An 18,674-nucleotide genomic window follows, 5' to 3' on the forward strand; every position below is an offset into this window, starting at 1 on the left:
CTTTTGGCTGTCCTGAAAAAAATACAGGTCCCCATTCAAACCTTCCTTGAACAGGAAGATGATTGCAGATGTGCCAAAGCGCCAAATCTACCAAATTAGAAAGGATAGAAGGGCGCATAACTGCCATATCTTTAGCTATGGGGTTGAGTAGCGTCATTTCTTTGAGAGCGTCTTCTTCTAACGTAGAAAACTCTCGAGCCTTACTAGAGCTCATAAAAGACCAAGTAATTGCCTCACCTAAGCCATGATGCACCAGGTAAGCGCATGCATCGCGAATGCGTTGGTGAAGAAGAGAAAATTTAGGAGAGCAAGCAGACAATAGAGGAGGGGTTGAGGGCACCTCTTGATACCAACCACCAAATCTCAAAATTTCTTCAATCAGATCTGGTGTTTCTTCGATATCTTTGCGAAACTGCGCTGGAACAACATGCATAATTTCGTCTTCTTTCTCAATTTGAGTGCGAACTCGACACCCTAAACGTACTAAACGTTTACTCATTTCTTCTACTCCTAAATTCGTACACCCTGTGAAATTTTTAAAATAATTTACAGAAAGATGGATTTCAGAAGATTTTTTTGCAACGTAAGGTTTAACTGTGTGAATATTAATTTCTGAAAATCTCATTCATGTTAACGCTTGAATAAGATGATTCTTGACTTCCGCCCCATCTATTCCGCGCTCAAATATTTTTCTTGAATGCGTCATGAGCAAAGCTTTTTGTCCTGTAAGACTTATCGTTTTTGGATCAAATTCTGCCGCTTCAACGCATAACAGCGTACTAGAGGGCTGATACTTTGAAGAATCTCCCCCCAAAATACCGCTTAAGGCCAAAATTCCTCCTTCATCTTTCAATACGATCGAACCACAAGGAATTTGAATAACTTTTGCTGGATCTTCTTTGCAGGAAAGCGCGGTAAAACACGCTGGGTCTTTAAGCTGATCAACGACTAAAGGAGACTTTAGAGTGCTTCCATCAAATACATGAAATGGCGTTCCAAAACAATGCGTGTAATACGACAAAGCGTCCACAACATCGTGGCACAAAGATTTTTGAATATTTTTTAGGCGACGTTTAACCCATGCTGGAGCGCAGTACGGATTCTTAGAGTGGCGTTGAACCTGAGCCATATGAAACTGATAACATAAATCCGTTTCTACGCGAATTTCATGTACAGGGAGAGTGGTGAATGTTGCTTGAGAAAGGGGGTGTGGCCAAATAACATCTTTCCAGTGCGCCGCGTTCAAAGCAACTAGCTCTCTTGCTATACCAAAAACACTCATCAAGTCTCCTCGGTTAGGTGTTACTTCGCAATCGAAAAGCCAATCTTTTGGTAACACACAAGCAAGAGTTTTACCAAGAGCTTCAGAAGAAGAAATTTCTAAAATTCCTTCTTCTTGGTTTTCAAACACTCCCTCAAGGTTTAATTCTTTTTCAGAACACAGCATTCCTGAGCTTTCTATTCCACGAATAATTGTTGGTGAAAGCGAGTAAGCGTTTCCTGGAAGACGTTGACCTGAGCGAATTAAAACCACCAGCATTCCCAAACGCACATTAGACGCGCCACACACGACCGTAATAGGCCCTTGCTGTGTGCTGACTGTACACAAATTTAGACGCTGAGCGTTGGGATGTGCTTCTATTTTTTCTATCTGAACGATTTCTAAATCTTTTAAATCCGAATACAAGTCGAAAACTTGGGTCTCAGTTCCACTTTCCGTAAGACGACGAGCCAACCCTTCGGGGGTTTCTCGGGGAATTACAAAATCTTTAAGCCAAGACCAAGTGAACTTCATAATGAAACGTATGCATTTTACTCTCTAAGTCATTCTAGCAATTTATGTTGCGCAAAACAAGGAACAGTCAAAAAAAATAGATACGTTAAGCGATAAAATTCATGTAAACCACATATGTACGAGTTGTGAAATAAATTTAAATTAAAGTTCATGCATTAAAGTATAAAAGAAAGTAAAGACTGATATTAGTTTGTCAAAATTGAAATCGCCTAAATAGAATATGATCTGAATATTTTTTTAACATACCATGCTTTTGTATACGTAGTCTATAACTTTACTACATTTCCTGAAAATAACGATTCTAGTATCTGTAATAAGAATGTCAGACGTATGTTTATTGTGCGCTCTTTTTTTACTTTCATTAAAAATCAGCTCTCATTATTTTTTATACGACATTCCTATTCATCATTTTTCTCACGGTGATGCTATGCTGGCTGCGCAACTATTTTTTTCAAATTATTTTTTTAAACGGATTCCTTTATTCGATAAATAGGAATAAAGTCAGTGGTAGCGTATATCATTGATAGAAAAAAGCTGGGGTCAAATCAAAAAAAAATATTTCAGGCAGTGTGTATGCAGATTGGTAATGTTTAGGACATAATGGCCTTTGTGGAGACGTATATTTGCTTAATTTAACGTTTTTTTTCAAAAACAAGAGAAAAAGGAGCAAACTGCAAAATGTTTAAGCCGTAGTCATGCTGCGCTTCATTTTTTTAAAAAAGCTTCTAAAATAATCTGTGCATGACTTAAAACTTTGTTTTGAAAAACCGAACATGAGATAGAACACAATGAGAATACGGTGACGCTTTGATTGTTTTTGTAGGGGGACATTCGTGGTCAAGATCAACGGATTCAAACATTTTTTTAACGTCGGATACAACGAATGTCTCTTGTTTTGCCTTTTTATTTCTGGTAGAATATTAGCGGTTTTTTTAAAAAGAGATAATATGCGAGTAGCTTCTTCTATTGGAAAAAAAAGATATCGTAGCAAAACATGTAAATTGATTCGCAGAGGGAAGCGGTTGTACCTGATCGATCCTAAAAATCCTCGCAACAAAGTGCGTCAGGGGAGCAAATAAGTATGACAAAAAGCAATGAACAAGACGGTCCTTTTATTGAAAACAGGGCTCTTGTCTCTGCGTGTTTAGAAAACATTTCAGATCCTTTTCTTCTAGTGTTGCTTGCATCTAAGCGAGCTCAGGAGTTGGCTTACGGAGCTCAAGCAATGGTGTCTCCTGACGGGCATAAAGATTCTGTTGTAGCGCTTCAGGAAATTGCTTTGAAAAAAGTTAATCCTGGCGATTTAAAAGAAATGTTGATCGAGGGGTTTCGAAACTCTCGGGTGTTTAGTTTTTTTGTTATGTTATCTGCATTAAATTTGACGATCTTTTGATAGGTGTGTTGTCTTTGAGTAAATAATCTTCAGTAAGATGACATAACGCGTATTAGGTAAAAATTATGGATAAATTAAATGCTCAGGCTTTAGAAATTGTTTGCGTTCCTGTAGAAGAAGAAATTCAACGATCGTACCTTGATTATGCCATGAGCGTTATCGTGGGGCGTGCGCTCCCTGATGTTCGAGATGGCTTAAAGCCAGTACATCGTCGTATTTTGTATGCTATGGAAGTGTTAGGATTTCGTCATGATCGTCCGCACAGAAAATCTGCAAACGTTGTAGGAGAAGTTGTTGCAAAATACCATCCTCACGGAACAGATCCTATTTACGGAGCTTTGGTTCGTATGGCTCAGTGGTTTTCTATGAGAGAAAAGCTCGTAGATGGGCACGGAAATTTTGGATCTATGGATGGAGATCGTGCTGCTGCTATGCGTTACACCGAAGCCCGGTTAAGCGCATTGTCTGATTTTATATTGGCGGATTATGATAAAGAAACAGTAGATTTTCAACCTAATTATGACGACACTCAAAAAATGCCCGTCGTGTTACCTGCTGCGTTTCCAAATCTTCTTGTCAATGGAGGAAGCGGAATTGCAGTAGGTATGGCTACAAATATTCCCTGCCATAATTTATCGGAAGTTTTGGATGCATGTTGTCTGCTATTAGATCAGAAAGATGCTGAGTTAGAACACATCATGAAAGTGTTACCTGGTCCAGACTTTCCCACAAAGGGCATCATACTAGGAACAAAAGGAATAGAAGAGGCATACCGAACTGGAAAAGGGACATTTTTAATTCGCGGGCAAGCACAGGTAGAGCCGTACGGAAAAGATCGGGAGTGCATCTTGATTACCGATGTTCCTTACCAAGTGAACAAAGCTGTTTTAGTCGAGCGCATCGCAGAGTTAGCGCGAGAAAAAAAAATTGAAGGGATGTCAGAAATTCGAGATGAGTCTGATCGATCAGGTGTTCGAATTGTGATTGAACTCAAGAAAGATGCTGTGGCTCAGGTCATATTAAATCAGCTTTATGTGTTAACCGATTTACAAATTTCTTTTTCGGTCAACATGCTGGCGCTTCATCGCGGGTACCCAGTCCAGCTTTCTTTAATGGAAGTGTTAAAGGCTTTTTTGGAATTTCGAAAAACAGTTGTTGTACGCAGAACTCAATACTATCTACGCAAAGATAGGGAGGCTATTCGAAATTTAATTGGGATTTATATAGCGATTTCTCATATTGATGAGGTCGTAGAATTAATTAAATCTTCTAAAGATCGAGATGAAGCTCTTAGAGCATTAATTGCAAAAGTGTGGCAGATAGACAGCATGATTTATCAGTACTTAGCGTTGCTGGAAGACCAGAATGTGAATATGCAAGATTTGTCACAATATCATTTATCTCAAGAACAAGCTTCTGCGATTTTATCATTAAGACTTCATAGACTGACTGGAATGGAAAAGCAAGAACTTTCTAATCAGTTAGAAAAATTAAAAATAAATATTCAGTATTATTTAGAGCTTTTAAGGGATGATCTTAAAATTGATGCGTTGATGAAGGAAGAATTTTTGCATATTAAGCAAAAATTTGGTTCTCCACGTCTTACAGAATTGCAGAAAGAGTATTTTCAACAGTCTCCAGAGGATTTGGTTGCGTGTGAGGATATGGTTGTAACGGTCAGTGTAAATGGATACATTAAGCGCGTACCTCTAGATGCTTACCGAAGTCAAAAACGGGGAGGTCGTGGAAAAAATGCAATGGATGTTAGAGAAGAAGATGCGGTCTGTCAGATTTTTGTTGCCGATACGCATCGACCTTTACTATTTTTTACTTCGAAAGGCATTGCCTATCAAATGAAGGTCTACGAACTTCCTTTAGGAACGACGTCTTCTCGTGGAAAACCTCTGATCGCATTTTTTCCTTTAGAACGAGATATCGAGAAAATCGCTACTATTCTTCCGCTACCTAAAGAAAATATTCCTCCTTTTATTGTTTTTTCGACTTCTCAGGGGAATGTTAGGAAAAATGCGGTTTCAGATTTTTTTACTATTCGGGCGAACGGAAAAATTGCTATGAAATTGGACGATGGAGAGCAACTCATTCGTGTTGTATTGGCGGATGATAATCAAGATATTTTACTTTCCACGCACCAAGGAAAAAGTTTAAGATTTTCTGTGCAAGAGTTGCGTCAATTTAATAGTCGAAATTCCACTGGAGTTAGAGGAATCTTACTAAAACCAAAAGATTACGTCGTTTCCATGACGTTATTAATGCATACACTTTGGAGCGCCCAAGAAATTGAAGCGTACATGAACAGAAAAGACGAGCAATTTTTAGATGCGTCATTGCCTCTTAATCAAAATACTATTGTGTATTCTGATGACGATGAAGCTCTCAAAGCCCGATTTAAAGAAATGGAAGAGAAAGAAGAGTTCGTTTTATGTGTAACTATGAAGGGAGTTGGTAAGCGTACATCATCTTATGAATATCGTAGAGCGCATAGAGGGGGACAAGGAGTTGCAACGATGGAGATTACGTCTCGAACTGGTGCAGTAATTCAGGCAATGCCTGTGAAAGATCAGGATCAAATCTTGATGTTGACGAGTTTAGGTCAATTATTGCGTTGCCCTGTCAAAGATATTCGTATTTCAGGAAGAAGAACTCAAGGTGTTCGCGTATTTCGTTTAGATAAAGGAGAGACCGTGGTTTCTGTAGCAGTGGTTTCATCAGAAACTATTGATACTTCAGAGGAATTAGCAGAATAAACAAAAAAAGTGTAGCTCAAAGCGATATCAAATGAATAGTTCGTGTGTTTTGAAAAAAGTCTAAATGCTGCTTCTTTTATTTGCTTAAGTTTTCTTGTGTTCCTTTGTGTTTAGTGAGGATCAGGCCTTGGGTGAATTGAAAAACGGTACAGCAGTGTATATCCCGAAATTACACATGTTTCGGGAGTTATGAAAACGCAAACTTTGTCACCTTCCTGCTGCTTGAGAAAAGTTATTGGGGGTGAATTAGATGCAATTTTTTTTGTTATACTGAAAGAAAAATGATAGAAATAAGTTATGTTTTGGTATATTTTTAGTTTTGATCAACATATATTAAAATATGCTTCTGATCTAAAACTTGGTAAAAGTTAAAAAAATACGTACTTACGTTTAGAGACTTTTATTTAATGAGATGTACAAACATTCTATCTAATGAATTTTTTATTACTTACTGAATGCACAAATTTTTTTCACTATTTTTTATATGTAGTTTTAATTTTTTTTTGTGTGCCTTGGGTCAACGCTGTGCATAAAATTTTTGTATTATATTTCATGATGCTGACATAACTTTCTCCAAACGGCAAATCGTCAATACATAAAGGATCTGCTAATTTGACTTTTAAGTCCTGAGCTAATTGGCGAGCTCCCTCGTAATTATGACTGTGTTCTGGAAAAATTGCGCAAATATTAAGTTTTTTTAGCCCCATTAAACATTTTCCTTGTGCTTCTCTAGATTCAGAAAGCGCGTATAATTTTACACCGTAACGATTTTGATAATGCGGCATAGAGTTGTGAAATACTAGTCCTGAAGCTGTTTTACGTTTTTCCCATTGTGTTGCAATCCAGGTGTCTAATTTATTAAGAGTGTTGATGTATGCGCAGGCATAATGTTTAGTTGTGTCCTCTGGATACAGTTCAAAAACTGTTTTAGAAATGATTTTAACGTACTGAATAACGTAATAAGGATCGTGCCAAACATGGCCATCAGAAAATAGCTCATCGTAAAAGTTTTTTCTTGATTTATCAAATTTTTTTTTAGGAGTAATTTTTTCTGAAAGAATTAAAATTTTTGCGTTAGTTTTTAATGATTTTAAGATCGGTAACCATTGTATATCAATTCCTTTACCATGAAGAATAATTAAACTTGCATTAGAGATGTTTTTGATTGCCCTTGCATTACAAGGAAAATGGTGTAAATGAGTATGATTTTTTTGGGTGTTTCCTGATATGACCTCAATTTTATAATTTTTGGGTAATAATTTTTCTGTAATATGCTTTAATAGAAAAGAGGAAGTAATAATATAAGGTCGCTGTATTTGTGCATAACAAGAAAAAGAACACACAAGTAACAAACGCCATAGATAAGGAAGCTTTATTCTGCTATAAATTAATGCGCTTGCGTATCCTGCGCCTAAAATAATTAACAATGTGGGTCCATACGGCAGATCTTTATAACAGGATAAAAATAGCGAAAATAAGGTTGCGCATAAATTCCAAAGTGCAGATTTCCAAAAAATGTGTTTAAGGTGCGTTCCGGAAACATAAAAGCTCAAAAAGGGCAAAACAGTCAATCCTAAAATAACCAAAGATCCCATACCTTGAAACTGAACGGCGACATTTAATACAAATAATGCGAGCCATCCTTTATAAATCCAGCGCATTTTTGGGTAAGCTCGATAGGAAAATTCTGCATCAAAGCTATGCGCTTTTAAATCATTCCAAAAATAATGGCAAAAGAGCGCGGATCCCACTGTGCATCCAGTCAAGACGTACACATAACTTTCTGGTACAATAAATATGGAGCCAAAAAATGCGTGCATTAAATCATCACTACCTCCAAAAAACATGCTGATTGCAATAGCTAATAAGTAAATTCCTGCTATACTGCTATTCATATCTAAGGCTTTATGACGTGATGTCCATAACGTAATTGCTGTTAAAAAAATTCCTGATACTGCCCCCATAAGGCTTATCGTCCACCAAGGACCGTTTATTTTCATTCCCAGTGTAATGCCTGGTAACATTCCGTGAGAAAGTGCGTCTCCTAAAAAAGCTGTTCTCCCAGACATTAAAACAGATCCCATAAGAGCGCATAAAATAGATGATAACAAACACAAAATAATTGCGCGTTGCAAAAAAGGATGACACAGTACAGGTGCTATAAAAGAAAAAAAAAGAGACATAAACAAACCTTTGGTTAAATGATTATCTGAAGTTAGTTTTAAAAGTTATTTTATCAAGCTCAATGCATTAAGTAATTACAATGTCTGCCAACGTACGCCACCTATGCTTAAAGGCACGCAATCAAGTGTAATTTCTTCAAAAGACATTTTGCACTTATAAGCCAACATCGTGACCCCTGCTTTATATGCTGTTTCAAAGGCGCTTCCATATTCTGAATCAATGAATCCTGCTATTTGAAATGCAGAGCAATCATGGCGTTGTACAACGTAAATCATTGTAGCTCTCTTACCTTGTTGCGCAAGTTGTGTCAAAATATGCAAGTGTTTTGTTCCTCTTTGAGTAACGCAATCTGGAAACAAAGCTACATGATGATGCGTGAGATGAACATTTTTGACTTCAATCCACATAAAAGAATCGTTGGAAAATGTTAGCAAAAAATCTAAACGGGAAGATCCTATTTTAGGTTCAGCTTTAAAACTTTTTAGATGTTTCCATTCAGGAAATTTTTCTTCTGTCAACGCTTCTTTGATCAAAATACTGGGAATGGATGTATTTGTTCCCACCAGGGTTGTTTGTGTTATGTGTGCTTCTTGTACCTCTTCCATCATCCAAACAAAGGGCAGTTTTCCTAAAGATTCAGGCTTTTTAGAACATACCCACACATGAGAGCCTGGATGAGTCAGTCCTAACATTGCGCCGGTATTCACACAATGTGCCGTGACTTGCTCTCCATTTTCTAGTTCAATATCAGCGAAAAAACGTTTGTATCGCCGAATCAGCGTTCCTCTTTGTGGAGGGGTCCAAAATTTCACGTAACGATTTTTATTACCTTATCTTTAATAAAGTATATGCTAAAGATTATCTAATGTCATGAGGACCAACAAAGATTATAAGTCCTTTTTTCAAAAAAAATTCTCTCTTACAAAGGGGGATAAATTTTAGAATAGCTATGGATGCATTGATTTTATTATTTTAGGCGTTGAACGTATTTACGATGAACTCACGGAAAAAATATTAAGTATAGAGAGTTATTCATCAAAAATTTACTCATATATCATGAAAAGTGGTAAAAATCAGAACATTTTGATTTCTATTTTGGGGAGAGTTCCTAATGAGGTTCCATTCAAGAGAGCAGGGGTATTTTAAGCTATAAATTTCGCCTATAAGTAAAATAGGTTTAGGTTTATGAAGATATGTATGATTATCCAGAAGAAAACGCTAAGGTGTATATCCTAGATTTTATACAAGGGATGTTGTAATAAAATTTTTACTCCCATGTGATATCGATCTAATTTTTTTAAATAAAAATTGCATATAAAAAAACATTGACATTTTATGTATAGATATTATACAATTTCGAAAAGTTTATTATTTATTTTTTCATGAGCTGGAATAAAAAAATTCCAATTTATAAAGATCCTGAAGCTTGGAAGGGAATGCGAGATGCTGGTCAGCTGGCTGCAAAAGTTCTGGATATGATTGGTCCCTATATAGTTTCTGAAGTTTCGACGGCTTCTCTCAATCATTTGTGTCATGAATATATTGTGGATCATGGTGCATTTCCTGCTCCATTAGAGGTTGGATTTCCTTGTGCTGTATGTATATCTGTTAATGAAACTGTTTGTCATGGAATTCCTAGTGAGCGCAAATTACATTCAGGAGATATCGTAAATATAGATGTTTCTTTACGATTAAATGGTTGGTATGCGGACACTGCTCGCATGTTTTATGTTGATTCTCCTGAAGATTCTGCAAAAAAATTAACTGATATTTGTTATCAAGCCTTGATGGAATCGATAGGCATTATCAAGCCAGGCGTGACTTTGGGGGATGTTGGGCATCTCATTCAAAAAAAAGTCGAATCTTCTGGATTCTCTGTGGTTCGAAATTTTTGTGGACATGGAATCGGTCGAAAATTACATGACGCGCCGGAAGTGTTGCATTTTGGAGCGCCAAAAACCGGGTTAGTTTTAAAAGAGGGAATGTTTTTTACTATAGAGCCAATGATTAATATGGGAAAATCTGGAGTTCGATTATTAAAAGACGGGTGGAGCGCTGTAACCAAAGACGGAACGTTATCTGCGCAATGGGAGCACAGTCTTGGCGTAACAACAACAGGATGTGAAATTTTTACGCTTTCTAACTAAAATTAAATTTTTTATAACGTTTCGTATGCTAAAAATTTTGTCGATTTATTATTTGATCGACAATTTTTTTAGATATACTTTTTAAGTTTATTTTTCTAAGTTTCAAAAAATATAGCAGAGAATGTTCTTTTTGTTCTAACAGATCTTTAAAAAATTTTCTATTTGAGCAACACCTTCTTTTATCACATCAATTGAAACGGCGTAAGAAAATCGAAGATATCCACTTTTTCCAAATTCAGACCCCGGAACTGTACATACTTGCATGTATTGTAGCATTCCTTCTGCAAGCTCTGTGTCAGTTTTCCAACCTAAACCACAAATTTTCGGATGCGCCAACAACTCTAAACACGGATAAAATACATAAAACGCACCTTCAGGACATTTAAGCGCTTCTCCACCGGGTAGTCGTTTTAATGCTTTCATCAAAACATCTCTTCGAGAGCTAAAAATTTGTCGATTTTTATTTAAGTATGACTCAATCTCTATCGTATTTAAAGCATGTTCTACACTTTTCTGAACCAGACAACACGAACCTGATGTGCTATGTGATTGTATTTTTTCCATGGCTTCAATCAAGCTATCAGGTCCTATTCCCCATCCCAATCTCCAGCCTGTTGCGGCCAAAGATTTAGAAATTCCATTAACTACTAACATACGAGACTGAAGTTCTGGACACACATGTAACAAATGTGGGCAAAGAACATGAGTATACGACAAAGATTCATAAATATCGTCGGATAAAATAAAAACAGAAGGAAACTTCATTAATATCATTGCAAGTTCATACAATGTTTGTGTATCATAAACGGTTCCCGTAGGGTTATTGGGGGAATTCAAAATAAGCCATTTGGTTTTGTGCGTAATTGCTCGCTCTAGCTGATCTGATGTTAGCTTAAAATCATTGTGTGCTTCACAAGGTACAAAGACTTGGCGAGCCTTGGCTAATTCTACAATAGCTGGATAAGAAACCCAGTAAGGACTGGGGATAATGACCTCATCAGATGTTTCTAAACTTGCCATAAGCGCATTATAGATAACTTGTTTTGCCCCCGTAGAAACACAAACCTGCCGAGCAGTCCATCCAGATAAATTTTGATATTTTTCAGTGTACTTCAGAATACTGTCTTTTAAAGGGAGCGTTCCAGAAACTGGAGTATATGTGTGAGCCTTAGATTTTATCGCATTTAACGCTTCACTAAACAAAACGTCAGGGGGAAAAAGATCTGGCTCTCCTACGCTGAAATCAAATACTTTATATCCTTGATTTTCTAAAAATTTTGCTTTCTTAGACATCTGCAACGTAGCAGAAGGCGCTAACTTCGAAACAGTATTAGATATGATCATAAAATTCGAGCGTGTTTATCTAAAATTCATTTCTATCATACAAAAAAATACAGCGTTTTCCAACACACTGTTTTTGAATAACATGAGAAAAATAAGCTGAAGGATTCAAAGCAACTACACTATGTGCCTGATTCCACACAAAAATATCTTTTTGACTATCTCCAAAATAATAGAACTTTTCTTTTCCATAACGATCTGTCAGTGCTTTTGCTTTCACAGAGCCCACACAATGAACGTTTTGTGTGCTACTGATGATGAGATCAAAAAACTTCAAATGCGTATTAATGGAACAAGCTGTAGGATAAGCTGCGCCTGTTGCAAGTACTAAGGGAATATTTTTTTCTTTGCAAAGTTGAAGAAAATCTATTAAAAAAGGACGATAGGGAATTCGCTTTGGATCTAAGCAATACTTTTGGCTGATCTTCCATTTAAAAGCTGCCCAGGAGCGAGTTTTCAGTAACTCAAAAATACTTAAAAAAGCTTGTGGAAAAAAAAAATACAAAGAACTGGTTCGCAGTAACGTGAAATCCAAATCAATACATACAGGAAAAAAATTTTGATCTAACGACAACGCTTTAAAAAGCTCCTGGGGGGAAGGTCTATTCAAAGCTAATACTTGAGAATTCATAAAAACCTCAATCTTAAATGTGTTGAAAAAATACGTTTACGTAGATATTAAGGTGATTCATGAGTAAAGGACATTTTATGTGTAGAGAAATTTTACGCTAAAATTTTTTATTTTGCAAATTTGAACTGATTTACTGAATTTTCTATATAAATTGAATAATCAGAAATAAAAAAATGTGATTTAATTGAAATAATAAAAAAAATAAATTTATATATTTTATATACGTTTTTAATTTTTGAGAGGAGAGTTTATTTTTGTGAGGAATCACGTATTAATAAATTTATTTTTTTCGAAACGATTTTACCTTATAAAAGAAATACATAATTTCTAAAAAAATTTTGCTTTTTATTTTCATTTTATTTTGTACAATGGCTTTGTTGAAAGCAAACAGAGTAAAAATGAAAAAAATTTTTTTATGTGATAAATTGATTAGAGACAAAGTTCAATCTTTGAACAATGATCAGAGAATTGAAGGAGTGTATCGAGTACTTGGTTTGGCAGAACGCGCCACTTATGCAAAAAAAAAAATACTTGAGGAAGCCCAGGAAGTTTTGGATGATATACACCATCACGACAAAGTTCACGCATTAAGTGAATTGGCAGATATCGTGCAAGCAGCTCAGGCTTTATTAGAATTAAATAATCAGCCTAATTTTGATTTTTTTGCCTCTCCTATTCTTAAAAATTTTTTAGATCAAACTCAGACTGCTCATGAATCAGAACTTGACATCGCTCAACATCTTGTCAAACAAGCTGAAATTCTTCAAGAAACTCCTACTTTAGAAAGAGAGATCATCAATCTTTGTCTTACTGTTATTAAAGCAACAAAAGCATTAGACTATACTGAAGATGATTTGAAAAAAGAATTCGCGCGTAAACAACAAATAAAAGGAGTTTTTAAAACGTGGACATGCCTAAGTCAAATTACCCTTTCTCAAGAGCATCCAAAATATTTACACTATTCTCAACGTTATCCTATGCTAGATCTTTCTTAGCTTACATTTTATCTTCAATAAATATTTTATCAACAATGTAAAATAAATTATTTAAACGTCTCACTAAAAACTAAAAAATGAACGTATAAATTAAAAAACAATCAAAAAGCAAAATCACTAAAATTCAGCGATTTTGCAGATACAGATTTAAGGCATGTGCAATCAAATAGGCTTTGTAAGAAGAACATCGTTAACAATGCGTACATTGACAGGATCTGTTTTTCTGATAGGCAGAAACATAGTTGCTGCGCTAGGACAGCGAGACGCTAAAACCGAAGCACCAAAAGCAAACTCCATAATAGCCGACTTGTGTTTTCCAAATTCTTGAGAAACTACAGAAAAACATCCTGCCCCGTGTGTATCAACCAAGGTCTTGGTCGCTTTTACCTCACGGTAAGCAATAATAGGGTTTGAAAAAGGTTTCATACACTGAGCGTCAAAAGAAAATATTGCAAATACACTTAAACAAAATCTAAAAAGAAAAATCACAAAATACTCCTTAAACATTATAAAGCTTTTTTAAAAATTGAATTTTAAGTTAAAGCCCTACTAAACACCACCTCAAAGAATATAAATCGTCATTTTATTTTTGTCATATTTTATAAAAAAATAAATTTTTTTTTTGATTTGAAACATATTCGCAACAAAATAAATAAACATTTCTATTTTAACTAATTTTTTCTATGCATAAAAGAAAACTATTTTAAAAGAATTGTCTTTTATTGATAAAAAATAATTAATCTAATAAAAAATGTAAAATTTCATCAAGACGAAGACGTCCTTCTATAGTTAAACGAAAAAATGAATCTATTTCTTTTACGTATTCTGCATCTTTTAGTTGCTGAATTTTTAAACTTAATTTCGATGAAATAGGAAGATCTAATCTGATTCCTTCTGCCAAACGTAGCCCCATTAATAACCGTTCTTTAAAGCAATCTTCTAATGTCAAAGGAGTAGACTGTTTTATAGCGCTAGCTTTATGTGTGCACGCTTCTAACCAAATAGCTGAATTTTGCTCATTTGAAACTGCATACTTGATACTGTGATCAAGGGTTAATCGACTATGAGCTCCCGCGCCAATGCCCAAATAATCTTGATAACGCCAATACGTAAGGTTATGAAAACAATATTCTTCTGAGCGCGCATAATTAGAAATTTCATATCCTTTCCAGCCTAAATTTTCCAAATAGTGATGGGTCCACAAATAAAGATCTGCCGCACAAGAAGAATCTACCGTAAGTTTTTTTCCTTTGAAAGAAGCGTTATAAAACGGGGTTCCCTTTTCTAGCGTTAATTGATACAAAGATATGTGTGTTCCTGCCCATAGCAAGGCTTCTTTAAGCTCTTTTTGCCAATTTTTAAGATCATTATGATAAATATGTGCATAAATTAAGTCAAAAGAAAATCGTATGTTATGTTCTTTTAACCAAGATAAAACTTTTTTAACGTCTTGAACGCTGTGCTTTCGTCCTAAAAACGTTAAGACAGATGCTTGAAAAGATTGAACCCCCACCGAAATGCGATTAATGCCTAGTTCAACAATAGAACCTAGTTTTTCTGCTTCAAATTCTGTGGGATTCATCTCTAAAGTGACTTCAATATCGGAAAGAGATACTTCAAATAGTGAGCAGATACATTTTAATATCCCTTCTAGTAGGGGAAGAGGCATTAACGAAGGGGTTCCTCCTCCAAAAAAAAGACTCGTAATGGTTCTAGGCCCCAAACGTTGACGCCAATAAGATAGCTCATTTTCGTAGGCTGCAAGCCAAATTTTAGGATCTTGCGTGGGCGCATTAGACCATATTCCTCGAGAAAAATCACAATAAGGGCATAATGTCATACAAAATGGCCAATGAAGGTATAAAGCTAAATTTTTCATAATTCGTAAAATAAACAATACTTGTATAGAATTTTATGTTTAATTCGCACGTGTTTTTTCTTTATCTTCAATTGTTTTCTCCACAGTGTGCGTTTAATACATTTTCATCAATTTTTATCTTACAGACATTACATTGGCCCCTTTATCTTTAATGTGCATTTTCACGCTCTTCTAACATTCGGGCAATACACACTCCAGGTACTGGGTTTTATTCAAAAATAATAGACAAGATACTAAGCGCCTAATTTTCTCTTTCAAAATATGTCATTAAGTTTTTTTAAATTTTTTATTCTTCTGAACTCCCAAACAAAGGATGTGGTTTAGGCCAAGGCCCTTGAGATAACGGAGCGCCCACACGCAAATAACTTCCTTTAGAAATATTTCCTTGCTCCCCCATTTGTTCTAGTAATACGCTCATGGATTTAGGTAATACTACGGAAAACAATAAAGCAGTGTCTCTTAAAAATACACACAAACTATAGAGCCCCTGAGAAAGAAAAAGTGCTTTTTCAGGAATGCTTCTAAGCTTCCAAGGCTCAAATCGCGTAATATATCCGTTTACGTGCTGAACGCTTGTTTGAAGTAAATCAATATACCCATATAAATCTTCTTGCTCAATACAATACTTTAAGTAAGGTAACGCTCTTCTTCCCCAAGTTTGCAATGCTTCGTGATCTTGATCCAGAAACGAGTTTTCTAAGCTTTGAACGCCTTGGGGATAGAATTGATGAATGAAAGCCAAAACGCGTTGCGCTAAATTTCCTAATGAGTTCTTAAGCTCCTGATGATAGCGTTGTAGTATCGCGTTTTCTGAAATATCTCCATCTTGACCAAAACGCATTTCTCTTAACAAAAAGTACCGAACAGCATCAGAGCCGTAGTGCTGCACCAGACTAAAAGGATCCAAAGCGTTTCCTAAAGATTTGGACATTTTTTGTCCATCTCGAGTCCACCATCCGTGAGCAAAAACTTGCGCAGGTGGATTCAATCCAGCAGCCATTAAAAACGCAGGCCAATACACAGTATGGAACCTTAAAATATCTTTTCCGACTAAATGAACACTGTGGGGCCAAAACGTTTGGTAATGCTCATTTTCTGTATCTGGATAGCCCAAAACAGTAATATAATTGGTCAATGCATCCATCCAGACATACATTACATGCCCTATATGCGTTGGGACGCTAATCCCCCAAGACAATTTTGTTCTAGAAATTGCAAGATCTTTTAAGCCAGACTGAATAAAACTTATCGTTTCATTATAACGCTCTTTTGGACGAATAGCTTCAGGATTGTGTCGATAATATGTTAATAACTTTTCTTGCCAGGAAGATAATTTAAAAAAATAACAAGGCTCTTCTACCCACTCTACTGGAGCGCCACTGGGAGCCTTTCCATCTTGAATTTCATCTTTACTGTAAAATGCTTCGTCTCGAATGGCGTACCATCCGGAGTAAGTCCCTAAATAAATTTGCCCTTTTTGTTCTAATTTTTTCCACAATTCTTGTGCTGCATGATGATGACGCGGTTCCGTCGTGCGTATAAACTCATCTGGCGTAGCATCCAATACATGCACAAGTGATTTGAAAATTTCTGCCATATGATCAACATAAGATTGTGTCGGTACACCTTTAGTTTTTGCAGATTGGGCTACCTTTCCCCCATGTTCGTCAACACCTGTAGAAAACCATGTGGGCCATCCCAAAAATCTCCAAAATCGTGCCATAACATCTGCAGCTATCGTCGTATATGCATGTCCAATATGCGGAACGTCGTTCACGTAATAAATAGGAGTCGTGACGTAAAGCGGGCGTCCATGGCGAGGCGAACATACATCCTTTAAGACAAAAGGCGAAGATGTGGTTCCGAATAATTGAGGTTTTTGAACCATATGGGTGTGCAGCATCATAAACTGTGCATCAATATAACTGATATACATTTTACTCTAATTTTTATGAGAAAAAAAGTAGGACCTGTCCTCCATTAAGCCCAACGAAAATTGAAGCCCAGTGAACGGCGCCTATAAATTTGAAAACGTTTTATCATAGCGTGTGGTAATGGCGCGGTACTGCCTTGAGTTTAGCAAAAAAATTTTCGATCAAGTATTTTTTTAAATTTTCGCCGCACTTTTTCATCGAAAAGCACCGTACTAGCCTTCAAAAGGTGATCCATCAACGCATCAGCCCCTTTCAAATCATGGTCCTAACTTTGTGTAAGGTGAAAAAGACCGGATTTCCATGGGCATCACACGGTGCATGAATTTTGGTGCTCAAAGACGCCAAAGGAGCATCCAATGACTTTATTATGCTCTTTTTTAGGATCTGCGCCGTGTTGATGGGGCCCGAACAATCGTTGCATCGATCATCGCGCACTCATAATCAGCGTTTTGCGACAGGATTTCAAAGACCTTTTTTCGCTTTTTTGGCTCTAACGGATAAATCGGGTGTAGATGGCTTTAAAATCACAAAACCTTTTCAGAAAGATCATGTCAAGGAATTTCCTGACGGTAACGGTATAAAACAGCCTCAACAAACAGTCGATTGTCCTTGAATGTCACCCGGGGATTTCAGGTAAACTATCCTTTATCCGCCTTCACCATCAGCCATCAACGTATCTTTTATCCGCCCTCACTATCATCCCTCAACGTATAACGTCTCATTTAACTCATATTTTCTTTGAATTTTTATTAAATTTTCAAAAAATATCGAAAAAAATCAACTTAATTGAGGGCGGCCCCTAGAAAAAGAGCTATTTCAGATCAACGCTCTACTCAAAACCTTAGTGAGTCGAAGGTAGAGGTTATCGACTCTATAATCTTAGAATCTGCTTCTAGAAATAATTTTTTTAATTTTCTTCAATATACTAATGGGTATAAATTTTATGAATATGTATCAAAAATATGAATAAACTTTTTTATAAACTTTTTTTCATTTCTTTCATATGGCTAAGCAATTCTTTTGCTATATCTTTTGAAAAGTTTTTACAAGGTCCTGTACGTACGTATATGGATATCGCGCGTAGCGTTTCTCGCCCGGATAAAATTTATATAGATAAAAAATGTAAAAAATATCAAGAGAAGATATTAAACGATTTTGTTGGACTTCATAATGTAGAAAGGCAACGTTTTCTTAATTATTTAACTCCTCAATCAATACCTCATACTATTGCTGACCAAGAATTTTCTGAAATTAGGGCGATTTTATATCAACAAAATTACGAAACAGATCCTTGGCTTCAAGTTGCTAATATTGCACTTCTTGAATATTTACTCGAAAAAACTAATTTTTTATCTGAATCTGATTATATATCTGATTAAGGCTTTCGTTTACATCGCTCCACCTTCTGTTTTACAAGGCAGCAAAAAATAAGAACAAGGAATGTTACATCTTCCAAATTAAAATATATTTTCACTCTCATGTTATGCAATAAAACGTATATATTGTTTGAATTTTTTTCCATTTATCACTTTTAAAAATGCTTAATCTGACCTAAATTACGGTAGTGCGTATGACTCTTTGTATATATTGCGTTTTGATTGATGTTTTTT

Annotated in this window: 16 protein-coding genes and 1 pseudogene; 8 read left to right on the forward strand and 9 right to left on the reverse strand. The window is 35.8% G+C overall.

The window, feature by feature from the left end; translation table 11 throughout:
• Both P618_RS03620 and ytpR read right to left on the reverse strand, forming a co-directional pair.
• Window positions 1-625, reverse strand: a pseudogene (locus P618_RS03620) (hypothetical protein); the annotation flags it as partial.
• Window positions 626-1,795: a YtpR family tRNA-binding protein gene (gene ytpR / locus P618_RS03625; RefSeq protein ID WP_024161168.1), complete on the reverse strand. Its 1,170-nt coding sequence runs from the start codon at window positions 1,793-1,795 to the stop codon at window positions 626-628. It lies immediately after the preceding pseudogene.
• A gap of 319 nt (window positions 1,796-2,114) precedes the next feature.
• Between ytpR and P618_RS07875 the strand changes: the two genes are divergently transcribed.
• The 4 genes from P618_RS07875 to gyrA all read left to right on the forward strand — a co-directional run bounded on the left by P618_RS07875 (window position 2,115) and on the right by gyrA (window position 5,953).
• Window positions 2,115-2,288, forward strand: coding sequence for a hypothetical protein (locus tag P618_RS07875; protein ID WP_021826897.1), 174 nt, complete (start codon window positions 2,115-2,117; stop codon window positions 2,286-2,288).
• Between the two features lie 454 nt (window positions 2,289-2,742).
• Complete coding sequence (locus tag P618_RS03630; protein WP_040458419.1) at window positions 2,743-2,874, forward strand: ribosomal protein bL36; 132 nt, start codon at window positions 2,743-2,745, stop codon at window positions 2,872-2,874.
• Between the two features lie 2 nt (window positions 2,875-2,876).
• Window positions 2,877-3,188: a DNA-directed RNA polymerase subunit omega gene (rpoZ, locus tag P618_RS03635; protein ID WP_021826894.1), complete on the forward strand. Its 312-nt coding sequence runs from the start codon at window positions 2,877-2,879 to the stop codon at window positions 3,186-3,188.
• A 65-nt stretch (window positions 3,189-3,253) separates the two neighbouring features.
• Complete coding sequence (gene gyrA, locus P618_RS03640; protein WP_021826893.1) at window positions 3,254-5,953, forward strand: DNA gyrase subunit A; 2,700 nt, start codon at window positions 3,254-3,256, stop codon at window positions 5,951-5,953.
• 473 nt (window positions 5,954-6,426) lie between these two features.
• On the opposite strand, the gene P618_RS03645 is transcribed toward gyrA, so the two are convergent.
• Both P618_RS03645 and sfsA read right to left on the reverse strand, forming a co-directional pair.
• Window positions 6,427-8,136 (reverse strand): metal ABC transporter solute-binding protein, Zn/Mn family, encoded by a 1,710-nt coding sequence (locus P618_RS03645; protein WP_021826891.1) that lies wholly within the window; start codon window positions 8,134-8,136, stop codon window positions 6,427-6,429.
• A gap of 75 nt (window positions 8,137-8,211) precedes the next feature.
• Entirely contained in the window at window positions 8,212-8,949 is a 738-nt protein-coding gene (sfsA, locus tag P618_RS03650; RefSeq protein WP_021826890.1) for a DNA/RNA nuclease SfsA, read from the reverse strand.
• A gap of 570 nt (window positions 8,950-9,519) precedes the next feature.
• Here sfsA and map point away from each other — a divergent pair.
• Entirely contained in the window at window positions 9,520-10,284 is a 765-nt protein-coding gene (gene map / locus P618_RS03655; protein ID WP_021826888.1) for a type I methionyl aminopeptidase, read from the forward strand.
• Window positions 10,285-10,419: 135 nt separating this feature from the next.
• On the opposite strand, the gene P618_RS03660 is transcribed toward map, so the two are convergent.
• Both P618_RS03660 and P618_RS03665 read right to left on the reverse strand, forming a co-directional pair.
• A complete protein-coding gene (locus tag P618_RS03660) occupies window positions 10,420-11,628 on the reverse strand; it encodes a pyridoxal phosphate-dependent aminotransferase (RefSeq protein ID WP_021826887.1) in 1,209 nt (402 codons plus the stop codon).
• Between the two features lie 19 nt (window positions 11,629-11,647).
• On the reverse strand, window positions 11,648-12,256 hold the full coding sequence (locus P618_RS03665) for a haloacid dehalogenase-like hydrolase (RefSeq protein ID WP_021826886.1): 609 nt from the start codon (window positions 12,254-12,256) through the stop codon (window positions 11,648-11,650).
• A gap of 398 nt (window positions 12,257-12,654) precedes the next feature.
• On the opposite strand from P618_RS03665, the gene P618_RS03670 reads away from it, so the two are divergent.
• Window positions 12,655-13,251 carry a nucleoside triphosphate pyrophosphohydrolase family protein gene (locus tag P618_RS03670; RefSeq protein ID WP_156918987.1) on the forward strand — a complete coding sequence of 199 codons (597 nt, stop codon included), beginning with the start codon at window positions 12,655-12,657 and terminating at the stop codon, window positions 13,249-13,251.
• A 162-nt stretch (window positions 13,252-13,413) separates the two neighbouring features.
• Here the strand turns inward: P618_RS03670 and P618_RS03675 are convergent, their stop codons facing one another.
• The 3 genes from P618_RS03675 to metG all read right to left on the reverse strand — a co-directional run bounded on the left by P618_RS03675 (window position 13,414) and on the right by metG (window position 17,066).
• Window positions 13,414-13,740, reverse strand: coding sequence for a hypothetical protein (locus P618_RS03675; RefSeq protein WP_024161170.1), 327 nt, complete (start codon window positions 13,738-13,740; stop codon window positions 13,414-13,416).
• 247 nt (window positions 13,741-13,987) lie between these two features.
• Entirely contained in the window at window positions 13,988-15,130 is a 1,143-nt protein-coding gene (gene hemW, locus P618_RS03680; RefSeq protein WP_021826881.1) for a radical SAM family heme chaperone HemW, read from the reverse strand.
• Window positions 15,131-15,416: 286 nt separating this feature from the next.
• Window positions 15,417-17,066, reverse strand: a complete 1,650-nt coding sequence (gene metG / locus P618_RS03685; protein ID WP_021826880.1) for a methionine--tRNA ligase — start codon at window positions 17,064-17,066, stop codon at window positions 15,417-15,419.
• A 392-nt stretch (window positions 17,067-17,458) separates the two neighbouring features.
• Here metG and P618_RS09335 point away from each other — a divergent pair, with 392 nt between their 5' ends.
• Both P618_RS09335 and P618_RS03700 read left to right on the forward strand, forming a co-directional pair.
• Complete coding sequence (locus P618_RS09335) at window positions 17,459-17,677, forward strand: hypothetical protein (RefSeq protein ID WP_162147076.1); 219 nt, start codon at window positions 17,459-17,461, stop codon at window positions 17,675-17,677.
• A gap of 349 nt (window positions 17,678-18,026) precedes the next feature.
• Window positions 18,027-18,443, forward strand: coding sequence for a hypothetical protein (locus P618_RS03700; RefSeq protein WP_021826877.1), 417 nt, complete (start codon window positions 18,027-18,029; stop codon window positions 18,441-18,443).
• Window positions 18,444-18,674 lie beyond the last annotated feature (231 nt).

The organism is Holospora obtusa F1, from assembly GCF_000469665.2.
Lineage (GTDB): Bacteria > Pseudomonadota > Alphaproteobacteria > Holosporales > Holosporaceae > Holospora > Holospora obtusa.

Bases quoted from the DNA above. Each gene is read 5' to 3' on its own strand.
- ytpR (WP_024161168.1), bottom strand. From the start codon at position 1,795: ATGAAGTTCACTTGGTCTTGGCTTAAAGATTTTGTAATTCCCCGAGAA.
- P618_RS07875 (WP_021826897.1), top strand. From the start codon at position 2,115: ATGTCAGACGTATGTTTATTGTGCGCTCTTTTTTTACTTTCATTAAAA.
- P618_RS03630 (WP_040458419.1), top strand. From the start codon at position 2,743: ATGCGAGTAGCTTCTTCTATTGGAAAAAAAAGATATCGTAGCAAAACA.
- rpoZ (WP_021826894.1), top strand. From the start codon at position 2,877: ATGACAAAAAGCAATGAACAAGACGGTCCTTTTATTGAAAACAGGGCT.
- gyrA (WP_021826893.1), top strand. From the start codon at position 3,254: ATGGATAAATTAAATGCTCAGGCTTTAGAAATTGTTTGCGTTCCTGTA.
- P618_RS03645 (WP_021826891.1), bottom strand. From the start codon at position 8,136: ATGTCTCTTTTTTTTTCTTTTATAGCACCTGTACTGTGTCATCCTTTT.
- map (WP_021826888.1), top strand. From the start codon at position 9,520: ATGAGCTGGAATAAAAAAATTCCAATTTATAAAGATCCTGAAGCTTGG.
- P618_RS03660 (WP_021826887.1), bottom strand. From the start codon at position 11,628: ATGATCATATCTAATACTGTTTCGAAGTTAGCGCCTTCTGCTACGTTG.
- P618_RS03665 (WP_021826886.1), bottom strand. From the start codon at position 12,256: ATGAATTCTCAAGTATTAGCTTTGAATAGACCTTCCCCCCAGGAGCTT.
- P618_RS03670 (WP_156918987.1), top strand. From the start codon at position 12,655: ATGAAAAAAATTTTTTTATGTGATAAATTGATTAGAGACAAAGTTCAA.
- hemW (WP_021826881.1), bottom strand. From the start codon at position 15,130: ATGAAAAATTTAGCTTTATACCTTCATTGGCCATTTTGTATGACATTA.
- metG (WP_021826880.1), bottom strand. From the start codon at position 17,066: ATGTATATCAGTTATATTGATGCACAGTTTATGATGCTGCACACCCAT.
- P618_RS03700 (WP_021826877.1), top strand. From the start codon at position 18,027: ATGAATAAACTTTTTTATAAACTTTTTTTCATTTCTTTCATATGGCTA.